This window comes from Lysinibacillus sp. FW12 (genome assembly GCF_050817245.1).
Lineage (GTDB): Bacteria > Bacillota > Bacilli > Bacillales_A > Planococcaceae > Lysinibacillus > Lysinibacillus irui.
Window position 1 is genome coordinate 2,683,551 of sequence record NZ_CP139094.1, and the last position, 21,434, is coordinate 2,704,984.

Annotated in this window: 29 protein-coding genes; 15 read left to right on the forward strand and 14 right to left on the reverse strand. The window is 37.7% G+C overall.

The features are described from left to right. Positions 1-2 precede the first annotated feature (2 nt). Entirely contained in the window at positions 3-479 is a 477-nt protein-coding gene (locus tag SJW71_RS13925; protein WP_431811048.1) for a sigma-70 family RNA polymerase sigma factor, read from the reverse strand. A 603-nt stretch (positions 480-1,082) separates the two neighbouring features. Between SJW71_RS13925 and SJW71_RS13930 the strand changes: the two genes are divergently transcribed. The 6 genes from SJW71_RS13930 to SJW71_RS13955 all read left to right on the forward strand — a co-directional run bounded on the left by SJW71_RS13930 (position 1,083) and on the right by SJW71_RS13955 (position 4,991). After that, entirely contained in the window at positions 1,083-1,406 is a 324-nt protein-coding gene (locus tag SJW71_RS13930; protein ID WP_431812211.1) for a cupin domain-containing protein, read from the forward strand. Between the two features lie 584 nt (positions 1,407-1,990). After that, complete coding sequence (locus SJW71_RS13935) at positions 1,991-2,536, forward strand: DUF7010 family protein (protein ID WP_322611002.1); 546 nt, start codon at positions 1,991-1,993, stop codon at positions 2,534-2,536. A gap of 59 nt (positions 2,537-2,595) precedes the next feature. Continuing rightward, complete coding sequence (locus SJW71_RS13940; RefSeq protein ID WP_431811049.1) at positions 2,596-3,045, forward strand: DinB family protein; 450 nt, start codon at positions 2,596-2,598, stop codon at positions 3,043-3,045. Between the two features lie 209 nt (positions 3,046-3,254). After that, complete coding sequence (locus tag SJW71_RS13945) at positions 3,255-4,127, forward strand: DMT family transporter (RefSeq protein ID WP_312506158.1); 873 nt, start codon at positions 3,255-3,257, stop codon at positions 4,125-4,127. A 121-nt stretch (positions 4,128-4,248) separates the two neighbouring features. Continuing rightward, positions 4,249-4,446: a hypothetical protein gene (locus SJW71_RS13950; RefSeq protein WP_274796897.1), complete on the forward strand. Its 198-nt coding sequence runs from the start codon at positions 4,249-4,251 to the stop codon at positions 4,444-4,446. Between the two features lie 41 nt (positions 4,447-4,487). Further along, entirely contained in the window at positions 4,488-4,991 is a 504-nt protein-coding gene (locus SJW71_RS13955; protein ID WP_274796896.1) for a DinB family protein, read from the forward strand. Between the two features lie 45 nt (positions 4,992-5,036). Here the strand turns inward: SJW71_RS13955 and SJW71_RS13960 are convergent, their stop codons facing one another. Continuing rightward, positions 5,037-5,837 (reverse strand): SDR family NAD(P)-dependent oxidoreductase, encoded by an 801-nt coding sequence (locus tag SJW71_RS13960; protein WP_274796895.1) that lies wholly within the window; start codon positions 5,835-5,837, stop codon positions 5,037-5,039. 137 nt (positions 5,838-5,974) lie between these two features. Between SJW71_RS13960 and SJW71_RS13965 the strand changes: the two genes are divergently transcribed. The 4 genes from SJW71_RS13965 (at position 5,975) to SJW71_RS13980 (ending at position 8,824) form a co-directional block, all read left to right on the forward strand. After that, the gene (locus SJW71_RS13965; RefSeq protein ID WP_274796894.1) at positions 5,975-6,166 is read left to right on the forward strand and encodes a hypothetical protein; all 192 of its coding nucleotides are present in this window, start codon (positions 5,975-5,977) and stop codon (positions 6,164-6,166) included. Between the two features lie 48 nt (positions 6,167-6,214). Then, positions 6,215-6,568 (forward strand): hypothetical protein, encoded by a 354-nt coding sequence (locus tag SJW71_RS13970; protein ID WP_431811050.1) that lies wholly within the window; start codon positions 6,215-6,217, stop codon positions 6,566-6,568. 727 nt (positions 6,569-7,295) lie between these two features. Next, a complete protein-coding gene (locus tag SJW71_RS13975) occupies positions 7,296-7,826 on the forward strand; it encodes a hypothetical protein (RefSeq protein WP_407133787.1) in 531 nt (176 codons plus the stop codon). 158 nt (positions 7,827-7,984) lie between these two features. After that, positions 7,985-8,824: a hypothetical protein gene (locus SJW71_RS13980; protein ID WP_431811051.1), complete on the forward strand. Its 840-nt coding sequence runs from the start codon at positions 7,985-7,987 to the stop codon at positions 8,822-8,824. Positions 8,825-9,013: 189 nt separating this feature from the next. Here SJW71_RS13980 and SJW71_RS13985 read toward each other — a convergent pair whose 3' ends face one another. The 4 genes from SJW71_RS13985 to SJW71_RS14000 form a co-directional block, all read right to left on the reverse strand. Beyond that, positions 9,014-9,223, reverse strand: coding sequence for a hypothetical protein (locus tag SJW71_RS13985; RefSeq protein ID WP_274796890.1), 210 nt, complete (start codon positions 9,221-9,223; stop codon positions 9,014-9,016). A gap of 28 nt (positions 9,224-9,251) precedes the next feature. After that, on the reverse strand, positions 9,252-9,803 hold the full coding sequence (locus SJW71_RS13990) for a DUF1697 domain-containing protein (protein WP_312506167.1): 552 nt from the start codon (positions 9,801-9,803) through the stop codon (positions 9,252-9,254). A 90-nt stretch (positions 9,804-9,893) separates the two neighbouring features. Continuing rightward, positions 9,894-10,931: a threonine aldolase family protein gene (locus SJW71_RS13995; RefSeq protein WP_312506169.1), complete on the reverse strand. Its 1,038-nt coding sequence runs from the start codon at positions 10,929-10,931 to the stop codon at positions 9,894-9,896. A 35-nt stretch (positions 10,932-10,966) separates the two neighbouring features. Next, a complete protein-coding gene (locus SJW71_RS14000) occupies positions 10,967-11,416 on the reverse strand; it encodes an NUDIX hydrolase (RefSeq protein WP_407133781.1) in 450 nt (149 codons plus the stop codon). Between the two features lie 413 nt (positions 11,417-11,829). Here SJW71_RS14000 and SJW71_RS14005 point away from each other — a divergent pair, with 413 nt between their 5' ends. After that, positions 11,830-12,060, forward strand: coding sequence for a hypothetical protein (locus tag SJW71_RS14005; protein WP_322611006.1), 231 nt, complete (start codon positions 11,830-11,832; stop codon positions 12,058-12,060). 499 nt (positions 12,061-12,559) lie between these two features. Here SJW71_RS14005 and SJW71_RS14010 read toward each other — a convergent pair whose 3' ends face one another. From SJW71_RS14010 to SJW71_RS14030, 5 genes are all read right to left on the reverse strand, one after another. Further along, positions 12,560-12,697 (reverse strand): hypothetical protein, encoded by a 138-nt coding sequence (locus SJW71_RS14010; protein ID WP_431811052.1) that lies wholly within the window; start codon positions 12,695-12,697, stop codon positions 12,560-12,562. Between the two features lie 234 nt (positions 12,698-12,931). After that, on the reverse strand, positions 12,932-13,075 hold the full coding sequence (locus SJW71_RS14015) for a hypothetical protein (RefSeq protein ID WP_431811053.1): 144 nt from the start codon (positions 13,073-13,075) through the stop codon (positions 12,932-12,934). Positions 13,076-14,271: 1,196 nt separating this feature from the next. Further along, positions 14,272-14,439 carry a hypothetical protein gene (locus tag SJW71_RS14020; protein WP_274797402.1) on the reverse strand — a complete coding sequence of 56 codons (168 nt, stop codon included), beginning with the start codon at positions 14,437-14,439 and terminating at the stop codon, positions 14,272-14,274. Positions 14,440-14,519: 80 nt separating this feature from the next. Continuing rightward, the gene (locus SJW71_RS14025) at positions 14,520-15,077 is read right to left on the reverse strand and encodes an integrase (protein WP_431811054.1); all 558 of its coding nucleotides are present in this window, start codon (positions 15,075-15,077) and stop codon (positions 14,520-14,522) included. A gap of 193 nt (positions 15,078-15,270) precedes the next feature. Next, positions 15,271-15,654 carry a KGG domain-containing protein gene (locus SJW71_RS14030; protein ID WP_396631739.1) on the reverse strand — a complete coding sequence of 128 codons (384 nt, stop codon included), beginning with the start codon at positions 15,652-15,654 and terminating at the stop codon, positions 15,271-15,273. 212 nt (positions 15,655-15,866) lie between these two features. On the opposite strand from SJW71_RS14030, the gene SJW71_RS14035 reads away from it, so the two are divergent. The 3 genes from SJW71_RS14035 (at position 15,867) to SJW71_RS14045 (ending at position 18,114) form a co-directional block, all read left to right on the forward strand. Then, positions 15,867-16,487: a hypothetical protein gene (locus tag SJW71_RS14035; protein ID WP_274796884.1), complete on the forward strand. Its 621-nt coding sequence runs from the start codon at positions 15,867-15,869 to the stop codon at positions 16,485-16,487. Positions 16,488-16,581: 94 nt separating this feature from the next. Continuing rightward, complete coding sequence (locus tag SJW71_RS14040; protein WP_274796883.1) at positions 16,582-17,289, forward strand: DNA alkylation repair protein; 708 nt, start codon at positions 16,582-16,584, stop codon at positions 17,287-17,289. A 216-nt stretch (positions 17,290-17,505) separates the two neighbouring features. Next, positions 17,506-18,114 (forward strand): copper amine oxidase N-terminal domain-containing protein, encoded by a 609-nt coding sequence (locus SJW71_RS14045; protein WP_274796882.1) that lies wholly within the window; start codon positions 17,506-17,508, stop codon positions 18,112-18,114. Between the two features lie 43 nt (positions 18,115-18,157). Here SJW71_RS14045 and SJW71_RS14050 read toward each other — a convergent pair whose 3' ends face one another. Beyond that, positions 18,158-18,442 carry a hypothetical protein gene (locus SJW71_RS14050; RefSeq protein WP_274796881.1) on the reverse strand — a complete coding sequence of 95 codons (285 nt, stop codon included), beginning with the start codon at positions 18,440-18,442 and terminating at the stop codon, positions 18,158-18,160. Between the two features lie 114 nt (positions 18,443-18,556). Next, on the reverse strand, positions 18,557-19,336 hold the full coding sequence (locus SJW71_RS14055; RefSeq protein WP_312506179.1) for an N-acetylmuramoyl-L-alanine amidase: 780 nt from the start codon (positions 19,334-19,336) through the stop codon (positions 18,557-18,559). Between the two features lie 309 nt (positions 19,337-19,645). On the opposite strand from SJW71_RS14055, the gene SJW71_RS14060 reads away from it, so the two are divergent. Then, positions 19,646-20,584, forward strand: a complete 939-nt coding sequence (locus SJW71_RS14060) for an aminoglycoside phosphotransferase family protein (protein WP_407133773.1) — start codon at positions 19,646-19,648, stop codon at positions 20,582-20,584. On the opposite strand, the gene SJW71_RS14065 is transcribed toward SJW71_RS14060, so the two are convergent. Next, positions 20,551-21,375 (reverse strand): DnaD domain protein, encoded by an 825-nt coding sequence (locus SJW71_RS14065; RefSeq protein WP_407133771.1) that lies wholly within the window; start codon positions 21,373-21,375, stop codon positions 20,551-20,553. The genes SJW71_RS14060 and SJW71_RS14065 overlap by 34 nt on opposite strands. Positions 21,376-21,434 lie beyond the last annotated feature (59 nt).

Genomic DNA, 21,434 nt, shown 5'->3' on the forward strand with positions numbered 1-21,434 from the left:
CTTTATTCCTCCTTCATAATCAGTGCACGCATTTTTTTACGTCCTCGCGCTAAATGACTTTTCACTGTGTTCAAATTTAAGTGTAAAATGTTTGCAGCTTGCTCATTTGTACAGTCATGTACATCACATAACAAGATAACTTGCTTCTCGATTGGTTTAATTTGTTCTAGTAGCTTTAGTAATTTTTGATAGGCATCTTGTTCAACAATGATTTGTTCCGGTGTATTTGAATAAATTTGATCAACATTGTCAGACATAATATATCGCTTTTCTTTTCGAGTACGATCGATATATGTATAATAAGCAACTTTAAAAAGCCAAGGTTTAATGTCTTGAATTTCTTGTCCAAGAAGAGTAATATGCGCTTTTGTAAATGTATCCTGCAGCAAATCCTCAGCTACATTATGATTTTTGGTAAGTGAATATAAATAGCGATATATATCATTCATATAGGTGATATATATTGTTTCAAGTTCCATCTCTTCCCACCTTTCAACCTATCCTCGTTCAAAGGCAAAAAAAGGTTGCAAAAAATAAAAATAATTATAAATATTACCTTAATGAAGTTTATGAGGCACTAAATAATGGCAGAGGGCTATTGAAATTGATCAATTTATGTTAATCTTAAAATGAAGTTAATTTACATAAATTGGAGGTTGGAAAATGCTTGGCAATATACGTTTCTATCTACAGTTTGTTTCCACCATTTTGATTATTATCTTTATTTTCATGAATTTTTTGGGACATTGGTCTGCAGACAAATTCGTTCAAATTATACTTTTCTTCGGTATGATCCTCTCTGTATTCAGTATAGGTATGGAATCGGAAAAAAAGCTTAAAAACAGAGGCTGATTGGAATAGACTAAAAAACAATCTTTCCAGTATCTATCCCTATATAATTCTGCATAACCAGGCAAGCATTTGCACCCCCACCATTACAAATAAACTCAAGCGAAATCACAAATCAAAGCCCATAACGTACCTCTATAAGAAAAATGTTAGGGTATTATTGTGCTTTTAGTATTAATCTTGTAAAATTCCAATAATAACTATTATTGATAGGAGCTAATACTATGCACCCAATGCCTGGAAAAATAAATCTACTACAAACAGTTTCTGATATCTCAGAGTATACAAATTTTATAGTCTCTGAAGTAAATGATCATGTGGTAAGAATAGCCGTTATAGATGGAGAGTATCATTGGCATGAACATGACACTGATGAATTATTTATGGTTCTTGAGGGAGAGTTATTAATTGATTTAAAAAATAACGAAACTATTTCTCTACTTCCAGGTGAAATATTTAAAGTGCCAGCTTTCACCCAGCATAGAACACGTTCAACTTGTAGAACAGTTAATCTATGCTTTGAAACAAAAGAAAACGATATTACAGGAAATTCGTAAGTTTTAATTTGTTCCTTTTCATTTTTATACCGAGTGTATCGTACGCACTAATTTGGTGATGGCGTTGGTTGAACGTCATAGCCTCCTCAATTGTTAATTAGGGTCACCACTATCCAAGGTGACCCTTAAATAGTTTCTTTCCTATTTTTGTTCAGTAAAATTTTCTAATTCATCCCCTGCATTTACCAATACTACTTAAATCAAATACTGTTAAAATGAATGGAGTTCGTTTCTTTATTTGGAGGCAATATGACTGATATAACAGAACAACCTATAACTACTTTACTTTCACAACTAACATATAGTCCTTTGTATATCTTGATTGTAATACTCTCAATCGTGGTATTGATTCCCTCTAGTATTGATAAATACTATTCTTCATTAATTTATAAATTAATTGTGGTCTTTTATATCTGCATTTATCTCCTAGCAGTTTATTTTTACATATCAGAGAGATAAACAGTGCATATTTTCTTTCAATAAAGTAATCACAAAATTCCCATTCATAAATCATCTATGGTAATAATAGTGTAATACTGGTATATTATAGTAGTATTTTTATTGATACGAAAGGTGGTCGTTTAATGAATAGAACACTTGGACATTTACAACATGAAATGATCGTTGAAGCGAAAAAAGGATTTCCGATTTTGCTTGCTGGTGCCTTTGTTTTTTTACTTTTCACCCTCATGCCCTTTGTTTTTCCAATAGAAGTTGTTCGTTTAATTTGGATATTTGGCTTAGGTGCAATTTTTCCTATTGGGTTTTTCATTAGTAAAATCCTTGGCGTTAATTTAAACGTTCCTGGTAATCCTTTAGGTACTTTAGGTGGGATCGTTGCCGCTCCTCAAGCATTTTATCTACCTGTCTTTATTCTTGTGTATATGAAAATACCTGACTACCTTCCTTTCACAATTGGTTTACTTGCAGGTTCTCATTTTCTTCCTTACTTATGGATTTATAAAAGTAAAGCTTATTTATTCATTACGTTAGGAGCTTGTTTTTCTGCTCTCATCTTTGGTGGGTTCTTTGTAGAACATGCTTTCACTCTTGTACCTTTAGCCATTTCTATTGTGTATGGAATGGGTGTTCTATTCATTGGAAGAGAACTTAAAGGCAGTCGTAATTAATCACCTGTTAGTAGGTGATTTTTTTATTCTACTATCAATATTTGAAAGGATTGATTTTTTTGCCGTTTCCATATCGGAATGATCTTAGAAAAACGTTAATACCTTACCTAACTAAACTTGATGAGGCATTTTGGTTTAAGACATCAGATGGCTATCCCAATAATCTAGCTTGGATTATTTCTCATATAGCAAGTAGCGAGGACTATTGGGTAAATGAAATTGGCCTTAAGAAGAGTTGTATATTACATCTTCATGAGGATTGCTCGCCTAAAGAACTACTAGATAGCTATATTCAAATTAGAAATTATACGGATGACATTCTCCATACATTGGACCAATCAGAACTTAATGTATTAGTAGAAGTACCAAGGTTTTCTGATGGCTGGACGCCACCTTCAGTCCCAACATTTCAGTGGTTGTTTCATCATGTTTACACACATGAGGCATACCATGTTGGACAAATCTCAATTATTGCTCACCTGAATGGATTTCCAAAGCCATTATTTTAATAAAGTTACAAAGGTGCATTTTCCCGAACACTATGAAAACAAGACGTATTCCATTATACTAAGTAAAAAATGAAAAATAGGATGGTGTAATTGATATGATGTTTGCTCCATTATTTGAACAGGACGTACCAGGACTTCTTCTTCCTTAACGGTAGAAGAGCTTTTTCTCCGTTAAGGGCATAGGGATCTATGAAAACGGAGGAAAAAACATGAGAAATAAAGTGATCGGCGCTAGCTTTTTATCGCTAGCAGCGAGTATATGGGGCGCCATGTATGTAGTAGTTAAAGTAGTGGTGGATGTTGTGCCACCATTGGAGCTTGTTTGGATTCGTTATTTAATTGCGGTGGTGGCACTAGGCATTATTGGCATCATGATGAAGCAATCGTGGAAAATTGCTAAAAAAGATTGGCTAGTCATTTTTCTTGTGGGCCTCATTGGCAATACCATTTCAATTGTTACGCAAGAAATGGGTACCTTGCTATCTACTGCTCAGATGGGCGCGATTATTACAGCGACAACACCTGCTTTTATGGTTGTCTTTGCACGTTTGATGTTGAAGGAACGTATAACGCTCAAAAAATGTATATCTATTGTCCTCGCAACGATTGGTGTCGGGATTATCGTGGGCAATGGGCAAATCGACGTCACGCAGCAATTAGGTGGACTCTACTTACTAATTGCTGCCTTAACCTGGGCATTGATGTCTGTGTTAGTGAAAAAAGTACCGAGCGAGTATTCTCAAATGGTTGTGACAACCTATTCATCGATGATTGCTGTTATTCTATTAACACCTTTTGTCCTTCCTAGGTTACAAGAGTTAGATTTAACAACTGTATTGCAGCCAACGATTACAGGGGGCTTGCTTTATCTGGGCATTGTGTCAACAGCTGGTGGATTTTTATTGTGGAATAAAGGGCTTCAGTTAATGAATGCTTCTAGCGGCGGCTTATTTTTCTTCTTTCAACCCATAGTCGGCACTTTTTTAGGCTGGTTGTTATTAGGAGAAACTATTGGGCTGTCCTTCTGGTTAGGCTCCCTCTTTATTTTTAGTGGAGTATTTATTGTTATTCGAGATGAATAAATGGTTAGTGCGTTTCTATGTTAGATAGAGACGCACTTTTTTGTTCAATGAAAACTGTCACAGATTGGTATGTTCACTTAACTCATCACATATATTGCAACAGCCTAAAGGAGCTGATACTGTGATAACCTTTTTAGGTAATGTAAAGGATCTTTCTTTAATAACAATTTTATTGGCTAGTATGATCTATCGTCGACAGCTTAAATTAACGAGATGGCAAAGAAAACTAACCGTCGGTGAATGGACGATGTATATCATGCTTTCAATTGCACTACCTTTTTATGCAATATATTATCTTGTTTTTCTTTTGGACACATAGCAAAATAGAAATGAGACTACTATATTTTGGGAGGTATTTTAATGTTTCAAACAGTAGAGGATTTTTTACAATCATGGTCTTTTGAAGCGGCTGCTACACACAAACTACTCAATCAACTTACGGATGAATCACTTAATCAAGTCATTACTGCTGATAATTGGACGTTAGGACGTATAGCATGGCATACCGTCGCTGCTATTCGGATAATTACTTCGAATACGAATTTATCATTTGAAGCACCTGCGCAAGATTTTCCTGTTCCAACTTCTGCACAATTAATTGCAGATCGCTATCTTCAAGCCAGTCAAGCCTTCGTAGACGCGATCCAAACACAATGGACTGATGAGACAATGAAGGAAAAGATTGAATTTATCGGCCAGCAAATGCCCAACGGCTCCCTGCTGTTATTTTTGTTACAGCACCAAAGCCATCACCGTGGACAAATGACCGTTTTAATGCGCCAGGCTGGTTTAACGGTTCCAGGCATTTACGGTCCAGCAAAAGAGGAATGGGCACAGTATGGATTGGAAGCTCCGCAAATGTAGTTGAAAAAGAGGTTGTCCATTAGGAGACAACCTCTTTTAGCTAGCTTATAACGTGGCTAACCAGTTATTTGTATCGGCTATTGTTGGATTAGCGAGATAATGCCCACCTTCGATTTGTAATGTTTGGCCCGTCATGAACTTTGATTCATCCGAAGCTAAAAATACAACTGCATGACCGATATCATCGGCCTCCCCATGATATGGGAGCGCATTAAATTTGGAATAGATCGCTAGCATTTCTTCTGGCATATTATTTTTGGCAGCTGGTGTTAAAATAAGACCTGGTGCAACCGCATTACAACGAATATGATCTTTGCCATATTGTGTGGCAATGTTTTTCGTCATATTCACTACACCTGCTTTTGTAGCGCCATAGGCTGTACGTATTTGATCACTTGCGAATGCTGCCATGGAAGCGGTATTAATAATTGAGCCCCCACCCGCTTTTTGCATATACGGAATCGCAAAACGACTGCCAAGTAAGATTGATTTTAAGTTCACATTGACTAAGCGGTCCCATTCATCTAAATCAATATTCACCACATCTAAATCTTTCTTTAAATTGGTTAGACCGACATTGTTAAATAGGACTGTTAAAGTTTCATATTGTTCAACAGTAAAATTCACCGCTCCTTCTATCGATGAAGCATCCCCAGCATCAAGGAAAATCGCTGACGCCTCAAACCCTTCTTTTACTAGAGCATCAGCTGCTTCTTTAGCACCCTCTAGATTGAAATCAGCAATGACCACTTTTGCGCCCTCCTTAGCTAATAGTGTAGCTGCTGATAAACCAATTCCAGACGCACCCCCTGTCACTAAGGCGACTTTATTTTTTACTCGATCCATCTTTCATTCCTCCATTTACTCTCATTAGTAACGTAAAATAGTTTAACATTAAACTATTTATTTTTAAACTAATATCCTTGAAGTTTTAAGCGAACCAGATGACTTTTATGTTAAAATTTACATAACGAGGTGATAAGATGGAAAATAAACAAATTTGCCAAGTATACGGCAATGACATATTTGCAACGGGACAAGTTGGCAGTATAACGAGTGAAGGAAATGTTCGCCCAATCGGCTCTATAATGGCTACAGGCTTACTTACATTTCATCTTCTAAAAAAGATTTTAATAGACGATTTTAAACCAAAAAATCAACTCCTATACAAATAACTAACACTTGTTTAATAATGTTAATCTATTATAAAAAAGGGTGATAATTTGTCAAAAAACTCCTATAAATATTTAAAATATGTAGCATTGCTTCTTGTCGTATTTCAATTACTGTATTTAGGAATTCCCGATTCTGTGAAGCCTGTGTTGGTTTATGAGTACATTATATTTTTCGGATTAGCTTATTTATTTGCAATTCTTCAAGATTTTTTTAATCCAAGTAAAAAAACAGATCTATTATTACGTGTAGCTATCCTCATCAGTTTAATTGTCTTGGCTATTACATCTATCTACTATAAAGCCACATTCTCAATTGCTTTTTCTGTAATAATGTTTATTACGTTCAGTTTTTCATTATATGTAACAATTAAGCTAAACAAAAAAAACAAGCAAAAGGATTAATACCTTTTGCTTGTTTTTCAAAATGAATGGTACGAATATTTTGTTTGTGTTGAGTAGGTAATATTGTTACCACTCGCACCTACATAATCCACTAAGTCTGTAGTTGTTAAAATGTGAGTACCATTACGCTTCGCACAATCGTTTAAAACGGATTGTAACTGGTTTTTATTCGGACTTTTTAAGAACATTGCAAAAAAAGTTTTATTCACGTTCATACATTTTAACTTTACATAACATTTTAAAAAGGCAGTAACGACAAAGGGCCAACCCTTCGTGTTACTGCCTTTTCAGTTAGATTACAGGTTATTTTTATACATTGTTGATTTAACAGCACTTAGTTAAATTACTAGCTTAAGCATGTATAAAATAGCGTATAAACAAGCAAGTTATTTTATTTATTGGCTTTCTCAGGTTCGCTTATATTTGCCTTTATTTTTTGTCTCTCCAATTCGATTCTCTCGAATTCAGCCTCTAGTTCCCTCTGCTTAATCAAATATTCCTTTCTTATTTGATAAACCTTAATAGCACTGAAAACTACAATAATAAAAGCAAATACCAACATTAAAAATTGGATATTTGAGAAATACAATTAGGCACACCTCACATTCTTTATTATATTATACATTTCCACGGTCATCATGTATAATAATACAAATAATACATATTATAACACATAAATGTATTATTTTAACAAAATATATAGAGAATCGTTGTAATGAAAAGTTAAATGTTTATACAGTTATCTACGGTTTTATCAAATTTTGCGCATGCCAATGAACTAGCAAGTAAAGAAAGTGCTTTAGCCGAATCAGTATTATATAATTTTAATACAAAGAAACTAGAGTTTGATGAAGAGACAGCTAAAGAAAAATATCATTTCACAGATGAAGAATTAAATTATTATGAATCTCTAGAGTCACTAACTTCTAAAGAGGTTAATAATACACTTTTAACATTAGGGATAGACATGGAAAATTACGATGGCGACATCATCTATAAAGAAAATGAAGATGGAGAAATAACACCATACGCCGTTGTAGCATGGCTTGCAGGAATTGGTTTGGTTTCTTTCATTGGATATTTTTTCTGGGATCGATATCTTACACATAAAGAAAAAATGAACTACATGAATCGATGTTTTGATCAGGGTGGAAACCCAATAATTGATTCAAGAGATGACGCAGGTTTAAATGGACAAACTAATGCAACAGAAGCTAGAAAAATTGGAGGATATAATTTCGCGTGTCAAAAACCATAATGTACACTTAACGACTGTTTTAAATTTTCTAATTGAGCAAAGCAGCGACAACATATAGAGCATCTTTTTCAGCTCATTTTAACGTTTTGTAAAAAATGCGGAGAAGTCACATCCATCAAAGTGACCAAGCCAGAAAAATTTAATTAGGTCAGGAGCATATGATGATTATTTTCGATACGGTAACTGAGTTTGTGCAACACTATCAACCTACTGCGAAATATTTGACGGATTACTATGCTTCTAATAAAAAACATTATGAGGAGTATTTTTACTATCATTGTCATCATGTTGAGGAAAAAAAGCAGGCTGCAATAGAAAAACATGCGGTCATTTTGCCTGATTTATTGCGATTAAGAGATAAGCTTCAAAAGTTCATTCCGACCATCGCAGCCCAATATGAAAAAATGTATACAATTCATTTTACTAGTGATGTACATTTACTTGTTGGCTTATATGGAAGTAATGCTTTTACTTACCGTCAATATAACCCTGATGTTGCTTTTTGCTTAGAGAAAATGCCTAAGCATGAGCGACATCTAAACATTATTATCGGTCATGAATTTGGTCATGTAGCACACTGTTTGTATAGCGACAAGCACGGGATTGAATGGGATAAAATTGATTGGGTACATCCTATTACGTGGCTTTTACAGGAGGGGGTCGCTACTTATCTATCGAAAGTTGTACAGGCAAGATTAGATGAATACTTTGCATTTGAAGAAGATCCAAAATGGCTGGAGTTTGCTGAAACGAACCAATCGACCATTGCTCAACAATTTTTCATAGATTTAACTACACATGACGCAGCCTATGTGTGGAAAGAGTGGTTCTCCATCAATGGCGGTCAGCATTTTCAAGCAACTCGGCTAGCCTATTATGTAGGTTATTGTCTTGTAAAACAATTAGTAGACGAATTGGGTGAACAGCGAACCTTCCTATTGTGGGATAAAGAAAACTTCCATAAGATAATGATGCAAACATTAGAAAAAATGATGTAAAGGGAATGTTTTCTATACAGAAAAAAAGAAGTTTGCTATAATACTAATGAAAACCTCAAAGGGTATCAACCAATTCTATGCTGCAGTGATTCATTTCACTGCAGTTTTTTTATGTATTAATGATAAGTAACTTTTTGAGCAGCTACAAAGAGCAACATTTCAAGGGGCGTAGAAATTTGCTCTCCTGTATTATGTTTCCTTTTTGTTCTTTCCCCATTGATACGGCTTTTTTGACCAATTCCACAACCAAATAAAAGCATACATGATGACCATTGTTCCAATCAGTGTCACCGTATTTTCTGCCCACGTGATAGATTGATCTTTTCTCCATTGATTAAATGTTCTTACAATGAAATAGATAATTGGATAAATGAAATAACTTAATTGATCTCGTCTCATCCTATCCCTCCAATACTGTTTATTATTCTTACTGATCCACCATAGCAGCGAGCTTCATCATCGTTTTCCAATTGCGAACAGTTGCTGGTACTTCCAGTTTAGGCAGCTGTTGACTAAGCTTGGCATTACGGATGCTATCGTAAAATAACAGATAGACATCTCTGCCATTGATGATACAACGCTCTTTTTCACTTTCATATGCTACTAATTTAGCACCATTCTCTTCCGTAGGTGCCATTGGCAGTAAGGCGACATGGAGACTTTCCCCTGTTGCTGTAGCACTTGCATCCGCTATGTCTTGCGGTGAAAACGGACAGTTGTTTACGATGGCTAGCAGTTCTTCGGCAGTTCTAATCATCACGATACTTGAGATATTGAAAGCTGTTTGGATGGTTTCTTGAATTTGCTGCTGTAAGCGTACTTCCGATTCACTTGATTCAAATAATATATTGCCACTTTGAATATAAGTCCGTATATTTTGCAGGCCTAGTGGTATAAGAGCTTCTCTTAATTCAGCCATTTTCAATTTATTGTGCCCACCTACATTAATGCCTCTTAAAAGTGCTACATACTGCGTCATGGATGACCACCTTTCCTTTCATTACTATTATAGCAATCATGAGGGAATATTAGAAAAAAACTGCACCCAACAAATAGGTGCAGTGGATGATTAGGCTAATTGTTGAATGTCCTCGATCAAGCGATCCACATTCTCCTTTTTAGTAGCCCAGCTTGTGCAAAAGCGAACAACGGTGTGTTGATCATCGAATGCTTCCCAAATGGAGAAGGAGTATTTTTCGCCTAGTGTTGCGAGCAAGCTGTTCGGTAAAATCGGAAATTGCTGATTAGTTTTTGAATCATAGCGCAGGTCAAAACCTTTGTCGATAAATGCCTGGCGAATTAGCATCGCCATGTCAACAGCATGATGGGAAATATCCATATAAAGTTGATCTTCAAATAAAGTTTCAAACTGAATGCCTAATAAGCGACCTTTGGCAAGCAGCCCTCCCCTTTGTTTGATCATGTAGCGGAAATCCTTTTGGTATGCGGGATTGACAATCACCACGGCTTCGCCAAACAATGCCCCCATTTTCGTGCCACCAATATAAAATACATCACAAAGCTTGGCGATCTCTGCTAAAGATAAATCGCTATCTTGCGCCACAAGTCCATAGCCTAAACGGGCTCCATCTAAGAACAACGGCAGACCATACTCTCGACAAACGTCGCTTAAAGCCGTTAATTCTGCTTTACTATATGTCGTGCCATTTTCCGTAGGATGTGATATGTACACGATGCCTGGCTGCACCATATGCTCATGTGTGCTGTCTTGCCAATGTCCTTCGATGCATGCTTTCACCTGTGTAGCCGTTAACTTGCCATCATCACTTGGCAAAGTCAAAACTTTATGACCAGTCGCTTCGATTGCCCCTGTTTCATGTACCGCAATATGACCCGTTGTTGCTGCAATTACCCCTTGATGTGGACGCAGGATAGAGGCGATCACAGTGGTATTCGTTTGCGTTCCTCCAACTAAAAAGTGGATGTCTGCCTGCTCGTCTGCAATGGCTTTTTTAATATAGGCACGTGCTTTTTCCGAATGCTCATCCATCCCATAGCCTGGTGATTGCTCTTCATTCGTTGCTACTAATTGCTGTAAAATTTTTGGATGTGCGCCTTCCGCATAATCGTTTTCAAATCGTATCATATCTTTAGTCCCTCCAAATTCTCTCTATCTATTGCTTATTTTTTATGAAGATAATCATTTATGACTTGTTGATCTGGCGGGCTCATCTTCTTAGGCAGCTGATCCAGTGGAAAGAATGCTATCGCTATTGCTTCTTCTTCATCATACTTTAATTCACCTGAAAAGCTACGACATTCATACGCCGCAATGACATTAAAAACTTCATCCCCATGTGGATATTGATAATAAAATTCCTGACCAGAAAATACGTTTAAGAGCTCTAAGTCAGTAGGAATGAGTCCACTCTCTTCATACATTTCCCGGATGGCCACCTCTTCAAGTGTTTCTCCCAATTCCATCGAACCACCAATTAGTCCCCAGCACGCATTATCCTTACGATGCTGTAGAAGTAGCTCGTTGTTTTCATTGAAAATGAGGACACTTGCGCCTACCATGATCAATGGCTTCGTGCCGACCTCCCGACGTAAATCCATGATGTAGCCCATAGTTCCCCTCCAAATCTATTTTTTTCAGTTCCTATTATTATATTACGGTATTTTGTTCCCTTTGCGCTATTTGTTTATCTTCAAAACAACTTATAGCCCCCACATAATGGAGTCTTGTATCACAAACCACAAATTTTTTCCATCAAACGGATTCCATCGATTATCGTAGGACTTGACGTTATTGTCCTATTAGGGAGAATAATTAGTTAACCATTTGTAGGAAAAAGGGATGCCGTTTTTCAAAGGGTAGATAGAATGCCCGCTTATGATTGGTGATTGTAATTATCCATCTTTATCCGGGGTATTTTTGGCACAATCCATTACCCACTTCGCTATGTCTGGACACATATTTTTCATACATACGAAGACCACAAATTATATATAATGGATATGATAGGAAATGGAGGTGCGATATGAATAACGACAAGAACGGCAAAAAAATACTAATAACCATTGGCTGGCTATCGGCTGTGCTAGCTCTTGGCTTTTTCCCCCTATTTTTAGGAATTGTCGCATGTTGTATGGGTGTTGTTCTGAAAAGAGACTATGAAGCAACAACACATGGACGTGTGTTAATGTTCGCCGGGGTAATTGGTTTTATTGGAGGGTGGATCATCAATTATGTTCTCTTGCAACTCTTTTAGTTCTATGAAAAAGCGCCGCTATATCATAGGAAGTATGTTGCTCATAGCGGTTTTCTTTTGTTTCATCCAAGTAAATTGTCATTTTACAAGCCATGCGTAGCCATTCTTACTTTATTGCCAAACATATCACCGATGAATCAGCGCAATAAATAGAAATTGTAGAGAAACCAGTCCCAGATATTTATTACCTGCTCCTGAAAACAAAGGATTAACACAGTTAAGAATACCCTCGTTGAATGGCAAGTAACTGCAAGTACAATTCCCCCTATTGTCAATCTGCCTAAGTACATGCTAGATGCAAAAACAAGTCAATTAAAATAAGTCGTACATATAACCAAAGCTGGAGACCTGTATATTAGGTTCCAGCTTTATTGATAATGGAGGTTCTACGGAGGTCTTGGGCATTCTGAAATATATGCTTTTAACTGTTGACTCGCTTTTGAGCGGTGGGTAACTTTTTGGGATCACTTTAGATGACGCTTTGGAGCAGTTTGACACTTTATTTGATCACTTTGGTCACTCCTTTGAGCGGGTTCCCATTCTTTTGGATCACCTTGACCTCACTTTGGAGCGGCTTCATACTCTTTTGGATCACTTTGGTCACTCTTTTGAGCGGGTCCACACTTTTTTGGATCACCTTGAACTCACTTTGGAGCGGGGCCTAACTATTTTGGTTCACCTTGGACACTTCTTTGATCGGGTCCTAACTCTTTTGGATCACTTTGACCTCACTTTGGAGCGGGGCCTAACTACTTTGGATCACCTTGACCTCGCTTTGGAGCGGGTCCTAACTACCTTGGATCACCTTGACTTCGCTTTGGAGCGGGGCCTAACTACTTTGGATCACCTTGACTTCGCTTTGGAGCGGGGCCTAACTACTTTGGATCACCTTGACTTCGCTTTGGAGCGGGTCAGACCCCTTTTGGATCACCTTGAACTCACTTTGGAGCGGGTTCACTCTCTTTTGGATCACTTTGACCTCGCTTTGGAGCGGCTTCATACTCTTTTGGATCACCTTGACCTCGCTTTGGAGCGGGTCCTAACTACTTTGGATCACTTTGACCTCACTTTGGAGCGCATTCTACTCCAACTTGATCACTCCAGTCACTATTTCGAGCTAGTATCCAACACTTTTAAAGAATCATCTTCCATTTTCTACTCAGTCAGCGGATGAGCCACAGGACGAATCACTGGTCGGTGAACTTGAATCAGCACAATGATGGCTGTCTTGTGAGGAAATCTGTGTATTATGGGTTAGAAAATCGTTTGTTGAGTGAATATGATGTGATTGATCGTTCGATTTATTGTGTTGTTTACTTACATTACTGACGATACCAACAATAACGATGATCCCTAAAAATACAATAAATAAAGACAATTTTTCCAACTCCTCTCATTAGTTATATAAATTCTAACATATATTCCTCTGTTTAAAGTAGGCATTGATGATATTTGTAAATATATCTGTTGCCTCTCTCTACCTGTTGACCAATAGTGGAGGATACGTTTTATTCTGGTGGATAGATTGCTCAATTTGACGGATAAAATTAGAAAAGTAGCGGATAGTTCGCGCTTAGTGACGGATAGAGCAATCAAAGTGGAGGATACGCTTTATGTTGGTGGATAGCTCGCTCATTGTAACGGATAAAGCAATCAAAGTGGAGGATACGTTTTATTCTGGTGGATAGATCGCTCAATTTGACGGATAAAATCAGAAAAGTAGCGGATAGCTCGCGCTAAGTGACGGATAGAGCAATCAAAGTGGAGGATACGCTTTATGTTGGTGGATAGATTGCTCAATGTAACGGATAAAATCAGAAAAGTAGTGGATAGCTCGCTCATTGTAACGGATAAAGCAATCAAAGTGGAGGATACGTTTTATTCTGGTGGATAGATTGCTCAATTTGACGGATAAATTCAGAAAAATAGCGGATAGCTCGCTCAATGTAACGGATAAAGCAATCAAAGTGGAAGATACGTTTTATTCTGGTGGATAGATCGCTCAATTTGACGGATAAAATCAGGAAAGTGGTGGATAGCACGTGTTAAGTGACGGATAAAATCAGGAAAGTTGCGGATAGCACGCGCTAAGTGATGGATAGAACACTGTAAGCTACAGGATACGCCCCTCAAAGCGAAGTATCCTCGACATTGGTCCAAAAATTACCAAATTAAAATAACACCACAATCAAAGTGATTGTGGTGTAGAGGTTATGATTGAGATTTGCGTGCTTTGTTTGAACGATTACTTTCGTTCGAATTTTTCTTTTGTTCCTGTGTTAAAGGATTATCTTCACGCACATCTAAATCATCTGGACTTAAATCTGTCGCTAATTCCGCCAATTCTGACTGGCGTTTATATTGCTTACCTTTTGTCAAAATAATCACCTCCAAGTAGTATTACATTGCCCTATTTGGTATGATCTATTCCCAGCAAGGTATGAAATAATGATTTCTAGCTATGCTAATTGAACAACCTGCTGGTTCAAAAGATGGTGATAGGCTTGCACATCGTGCTCATATAATGTCTTATATGTTGCAAGGCTATGCTGCATTATATTGTCAAAGTCTGTTTCTGATACGAACTGGTGTATATGGTTAAGAGCTCTTGCGTTATCCCATGCTGTTTGCTCAAATTGAATATTCATTTCGTGTTCTTCAAGCATCATCGTTAATAGATGCTCCTGACGATAAATCTCCTTTAAGGAATATTGTTTTTTCATCGTATAAATTTCAATTGTGCGTGGTAGTGATGCTTGTAATGCATCACGATCCATCGCATGCCCTAGTTCATGTAAGGTCATTGTTTTTACATACACCTCAAGTGAAATTGGCAGCTTTAGCTCATTTCTCGCTTCTATTAATCGTTTTGCATCGAATCCTACATAATCCCCAATGAAATTGTAACTCATATTAATACCCGAATGGTCTTGTTTTATCGTCACCGTCATGCCTACAGCCTGTATGACGGTGTAGATTACATCATATAGTTCTTTTTCTTTATGTTGTTTTGTCATGATCTCTATCCTCATTTCCTCTAAAACACAAGCTATTGATACTATAATAGAAGCGGATTAAATATATACTACAATTAGGAGAAATTCAACAAATTTATCCTGCGCTTTAGAGGAAATGCACAATAAAAAAGCGTTTGTAGTTAATCAACTACAAACGCCTTTTGTGTGAATGGTTATATTATACGTGAATAATTTAGTTGTTATCGTTATTACGACGGTTACCGTTGGAGTTATCACTACGCTGCTTACTGCGAGCTTCTCCACCTTTACGGCCTATTTCCTCATAAAAATCGTCGTCGTGATTTTTTGAGGTAGCTTCTCCGCCTTTGCGTCCAATTTCTTCATAAAATTCTTCGCCGTGGTTTTCAGCCGTAGCTTCCCCACCCTTGCGTCCAATTTCCTGATAAAATTCTTGACCGTGATTTTTAGACGTAGCTTCTCCGCCTTTACGTCCAATCTCTTCATAAAAATCACGATCATGATTTCTGGAGGTAGCTTCTCCGCCTTTACGTCCCGCTTCTTCGACAGTCATGTTTTCATTGTTGTTTCTGTTGCGATTGTTTTGCTTGTTAGCCATTTCTATTCCTCCTAAATATTTTTTTGAGCTTTGACTAGCTCGCTATTTATATTCCCAGCTCAAACACATCTAAACATATTTTCTTAAAAAACTTATTTTTCTATCTTAATAGAACTCTTTCTACCCCGTTCAAAATCTCGATAAAATCATATAATTTTACGCTTTCCAATATAATACTAATCTATGGAAGATGAAAGAAGGGTGATGTGAGCGTGACGATTATAACAAAGCCATCAATTGGTTTAACTCAATTTACAGACTTTACGATGAAAGGAAGTGCAGCTAAGACAAAGTTTGTGAAAGATATAAAATATCAGGGAGATTATCATCCGATTAAAGATTATTGGAAGGCCTTACGCGACGGTTTAAAAAAATACCATGAACAGCGCTTGAATGACTCCTATTTACTCGACATTGTGGACAATGCCCTCCCAGCCCGACAGAAAAATTATCAAGAAGCTGTAAAAGCCTATGTGAAATTCTTTAAAAATAAAGATGTAAAATGGTTTGAACCTGGTAAGGCTAATTGGTATTGTGAGGAATTAACAGTAAGATCAAATCCTGAACTCGGTTTAATTATCGATGATACCCCCTATCTAATAAAGCTATATTTCAAAGGAAAAAATGAGCGAATTGATAAACATAAATGTCGATCTGCCCTGACCCTCCTAAAGGATTCCCACTACTCAACGGAACATCCAGAATCAGTGAAACATGCCATTTTAAATGTGCAAAAAGGTCGCTTGATTATAGATGATGATTCTACTGACTATCACCAAATTGCCCTCGAGTCTGATGCCGCACAATTTATGTTTATTTGGAATAGACTTTAACACGCTTCGTGAAACAGCATCGACCATGACAAAAGGACATCCACTATAGGATAATAAGAATGACGTAGAAAAAAGCGAAGAAGGAAGTGCTAGTATGGATGCAGAAATGGTGATGCAGGAGCTAGAGGCTCTAGGCAAGGAACGTACGAAAAAAATGTATATGTCGAATGGTGCGCATGAGCCACTGTTTGGCGTAGCAACAGGTGCTATGAAGCCTATAGCGAAGAAAATAAAAATTGATCAGGCTTTAGCGGAGGAGCTCTATGCTACAGGCAATTATGATGCGATGTATTTTGCTGGGGTTATTGCCGATCCAAAGGCAATGACCGCAGAAGATTTTGATCGCTGGATGGATTCCGCTTATTTTTATATGCTGTCTGATTATGTCGTAGCGGTCACTTTAGCGGAAGCGCCGATTGCCCAAGAAGTGGCGGATGCATGGATTGCGAGCGGTGAGGAGCTGAAAATGTCAGCAGGTTGGAGCTGCTATTGCTGGTTATTAGGAAATCGCAAGGATAACGAATTTTCAGAAAGCAAGTTGGCCAACATGCTCGAAGTGGTGAAAACGACCATTCATAATGCGCCAGAACGGACTAAATCTGCGATGAATAATTTTCTCTACACTGTGGCCATTTCCTATGTGCCACTTCACGACCTGGCTGTTGAAACGGCACAGGCTATTGGTCCAGTAGAAATGAAGCGAGATAACAAAAAAAGCACGACACTCCACGCATATGAAAATATCCAAAAGGAAGTAGAACGAGGACGAGTTGGATTTAAACGTAAATATGTAAGATGTTAATTCGTTGCAGGGCATTGATCCAAAAAAGGGTTGATGCTCTTTTTTGGATAAACTTAGGTATAAAAAAGGCACTAACAAGACACGCATTTCATTGTCTGTTAGTGCCACTTTTGTATTCATTTAACATTGTTCTCAATCTAAAATCCTATAAAAACATGTCAAAATTTACTTTTTAATAGTATAATAACCATGTATTTCAATTTTAGGAGGATTTATATGAAAAAATTAGTATTATTTTTAGCGATGCTGACATTGTTTTTCGCTACAACCTCTATTGCGGACGCTCATCCTGGACGTCTAGATAGTAATGGCGGTCACAACTGTTCAGAAAAATCAAAGGCAAAGGGTCTTTGTTCAGGCTACCATTATCATAATGGCAATGGCAGCAATCAAGGTGGATCGTCTTCAGGTGGACAAAGCAACTATACGCAGACACCTGTAGTAACTGTTGCTCCTGCATTGACAAAAGTGGCGGTTTATTTGAATAATGAAAAACAAAATTATACGCCAGGTGCTTATATGAAAAATGGTACAACCCTCGTGCCAATGAAGGCTATTTTTGAATCGCTTGGGGCAACGGTTTCCTATGATAGTGCCACAAAAAAAGTGACGGCAGTAAAGGACAGTAAAAAAATTGTGATTGGTGTGGGGAATAAAAAAGCTTATGTTGATGCAAATGGTACTTCATCAACAATCACGCTTAGCCATCCTGCTGAAATTTATCAAGGAACAACAATGGTGCCTTTACGATTTGTTAGTCAGGCTCTTGGCGCAAACGTAACATTTGATGAGGCAGCATTGATTGTTTATATCTCGACAAAATAAAGAACAGGCTTTTCAGCAGTACTCTTGTTAGGGTGCTGCTTTTTTATTGTTGCTTTAAGTCAAAGTCGTATTTCTTGTTGATTTTTTTAGCAATCGTCTCTAAAAATAAAGCGACTGTCATTTTCTCGACTTTATTGGTATACCATGCTAATTTCGCTCCGTAGTTCTTTTTATTATAATTTACTTCTAGTGGCCAAAAATTTTTCGTTTTATAGGTATAATCAAACTTTACATATAATTGTTTTCCATCCGGACACTCCATAATTACTTGATATAATGGATTTTTCCTTTCTTGTTCAAATTTCACTTTTCTTATTTTTGTTATCATCCAAACCCCTCCTCTCTTCTACTACATTCGACAAAAGTTTGAGAATACCTCTATTCTAAGAAAAAGGATAAAGCTCTTGATTGCTAATGAGCTTTATCCTTCAGTATCCCCAAGTTAATTGGTTGCTATAAATTTATCGTAATACCGCTTGAGCATGGTCGCCATTTGCTCACGCGTGAGGACGCCGGCTGGGTTCATATTCTTACTGCCATCCCCACGGATGATGCCCTCATTAACAGCCCATTCCCACGCCTCTTTATGGGCTGCGCCTACATCCCTGCTTGATTGTAAACTCGCTTTTTCAGCCAACAAGCTTTTTAGCGCTTCGATTTCCTGTTTCAGCTCATTATATTGTGACACGGTTAATCCCTCCTCAAGTCCATTTTTAATGTCTTGCTGGAACTGTGCTTCTGTAATCCCCATGCTTTTTAAATAGTCAAAAGGATCTGAATGTGTGGTTCCACCCAAATTGTCGGCAATCCAACGATGGGACTTAATGCCATTACCACTTCCATCTAATACAGTAGGAACCCCTGCCTCGATGGCTAGTTTACGTAACAGCCATATATATGCCGCATAATCCTTTTTAAATTGTTCCTTGTCAGACGTCCGCGCCAGCTCGACCTGGGCATAGCTATACGGATTGCCTTTCGGACCGCAGCCATATTGCACCCGATTCACTGGGGCTACTTGTACGATTCGTCCACCACCGCCTACCCAGTGGGATACGAAGGCATTGGCTTTATTTTTATTCATATAGGCAATCTCGTTTTCCAATGCGTATGGCCCTGTATTACTGCTATTCCCTGATTCATGCGCCACAACGTATTTTACTGCTACAAGCGCCTGATTAGGTAACCCTGACATCATTTGTTTCTCAATAACATAACTCATAGTGCACCGTCCTTTCCTATCAATTTTTTACAAATCATACTTTTTATCTACAGTTCTAGGGAAATGTTTGTTGCTAAGAGGATCGTACTCATGGGGCTTACTGCTAGAGAGGGAAGGACCCTTGAAAGCAAAGACATTCCCTTATTGTTAGTAAATGCTCGCACTTATGTGATTTCTAGTTAGTTGTGCTCTTTTACTATGTTTTCAATATGAATTTTTTACCCCTTCCTTCTCTCCAAGATATTGACAAAGCAATGTCTCCTGTAGTATTTTGTATCTTCTAAAATATTGAAAGAGAGGGAGAAAAATATGCGTTTAGTAGATATTATGAATCAATTACCAAGCTTACACGGTTTTACGCACATGACAAAAGTCAACAAAGGCTATTCACCTGATGACAAATATCTCATAACCGTTGGGGAAACGCGTTATTTCGTACGATTATCAGACCTTGTGCATCACGAAAAACGCCAAAAGGAATTTGCATTGCTACAAGACCTAGCAAAACAAGGTGTTCATACGCATAAAGCGATTGACTATACGGTGCTTCGTGAGGCCAATTTATCCGCAATGGTCGTCAGTTTTTTGGAAGGCTCCCCTGCAGATGAGACTATCCATCAACTCTCTGACTCCGAGCAATATCAGCTTGGGCTAGCTGCTGGGAAACAATTAAGCGCTATTCATCGAGTGAATCCCCCTCAAAACATGAATTGGGAGGCATCACAGCGAAAGAAATTCTTTACTTATTTTAAGGCATACCAACAGGACTCCTATCATCTTCCACAGGAAACTAAACTTGTGAGCTTTATTGATGCCCATTTGCCACTTTTAAAGCACCGTCCCATTACTCTACTTCATGATGATTTCCATCTTGGTCACATCATTTGTAAAGACCAGACGTTCAATGGGATTATCGATTTTAATGGCTTTGATGTGGGCGATCCCTATCATGATTTTTATAACCTCGCCTTATTTAGTAGACGACATAGCATCCCCTTTTGTATAGGGCAAATCAATGGCTACTTCCCCTCTGCTCCAGACGAGACTTTTTGGCAACTCTATGCCTTATATGCTGCAATGACTGTTTTTTCAACCATTGTGTGGACACGTCAATATGACCCACCATCCTTTGACGACGCCTTAGAGAGAATTCAGCTAATTTTACAGGATCATGATCACTTTTCATGGACGAAGCCAATATGGTATACGGATGATTATCCGCTCCCTAATAATGCTAATATTTTTTGACGTTCTGCTTCAAAATCAATAGCTGGCTGCTGATTACTTGGAGGGTCTTCTTCATGACGCTGATGAAACCACTTTGGAATGATTTCTCGACGTCTTTTAGCTTTCTTCGGCTGCACCTGTTGCTTACGTGCTTGAAAATGCTGTTGATCGATTGCGATATCTGCCAGACTTTTTATTTTGTTATTAAACCAATTTTGCAGGATTTTTTCTACATAACTCCAGCGTAAAACATTGTGTTCCACAGCTAGCTTCATCGCATGAACAACCATTTCCTCCGAAAAAATAGTGAGCCAATAATGAATTTTACTCGTGATATAGGCGCATTGAGAGCCAAAGCCTTGTTGCTCATAAAAGTGAGAGGCAGTGGACATAGGTTTCTTATCATCATGATCTTTATTTTTTAGTAATTGGTTATTTAGTAACTTATTCTTTAGTAGTGTCGGCTTTTCCGTTTGCGGTGTTACCGTTGACGGATATCCCGTTGACGGCATGGCAGCACATGTTGGCGCTTCAAAGACGAAAAATTCCACCTTGCCAAACTTACCATCCTTTGTTCTTTTTTGTGCTTTTTGTAAATAGCCCGCCTCTATCAGTTCATCCATAATACTCGCTGTCGCTTCTCGCCCACATTTACTTCGTGTCGCTAAATCTGAAAGGCTAAAAGACCAATCATCTGGCAAAGACAGCATATAGGCAAGTAACCCCTTTGCTTTCCAGCTTAATTGGTCATCATTTAAAAATTCTTTGTCCAATACAACAAAATTCCCCTTTTTCGCTACGCGATAAATCATTCCCATCCCTCTTTCTCGCTGTTGTGTCTATCTTCAATACTTATATAAAGAAATTCCGA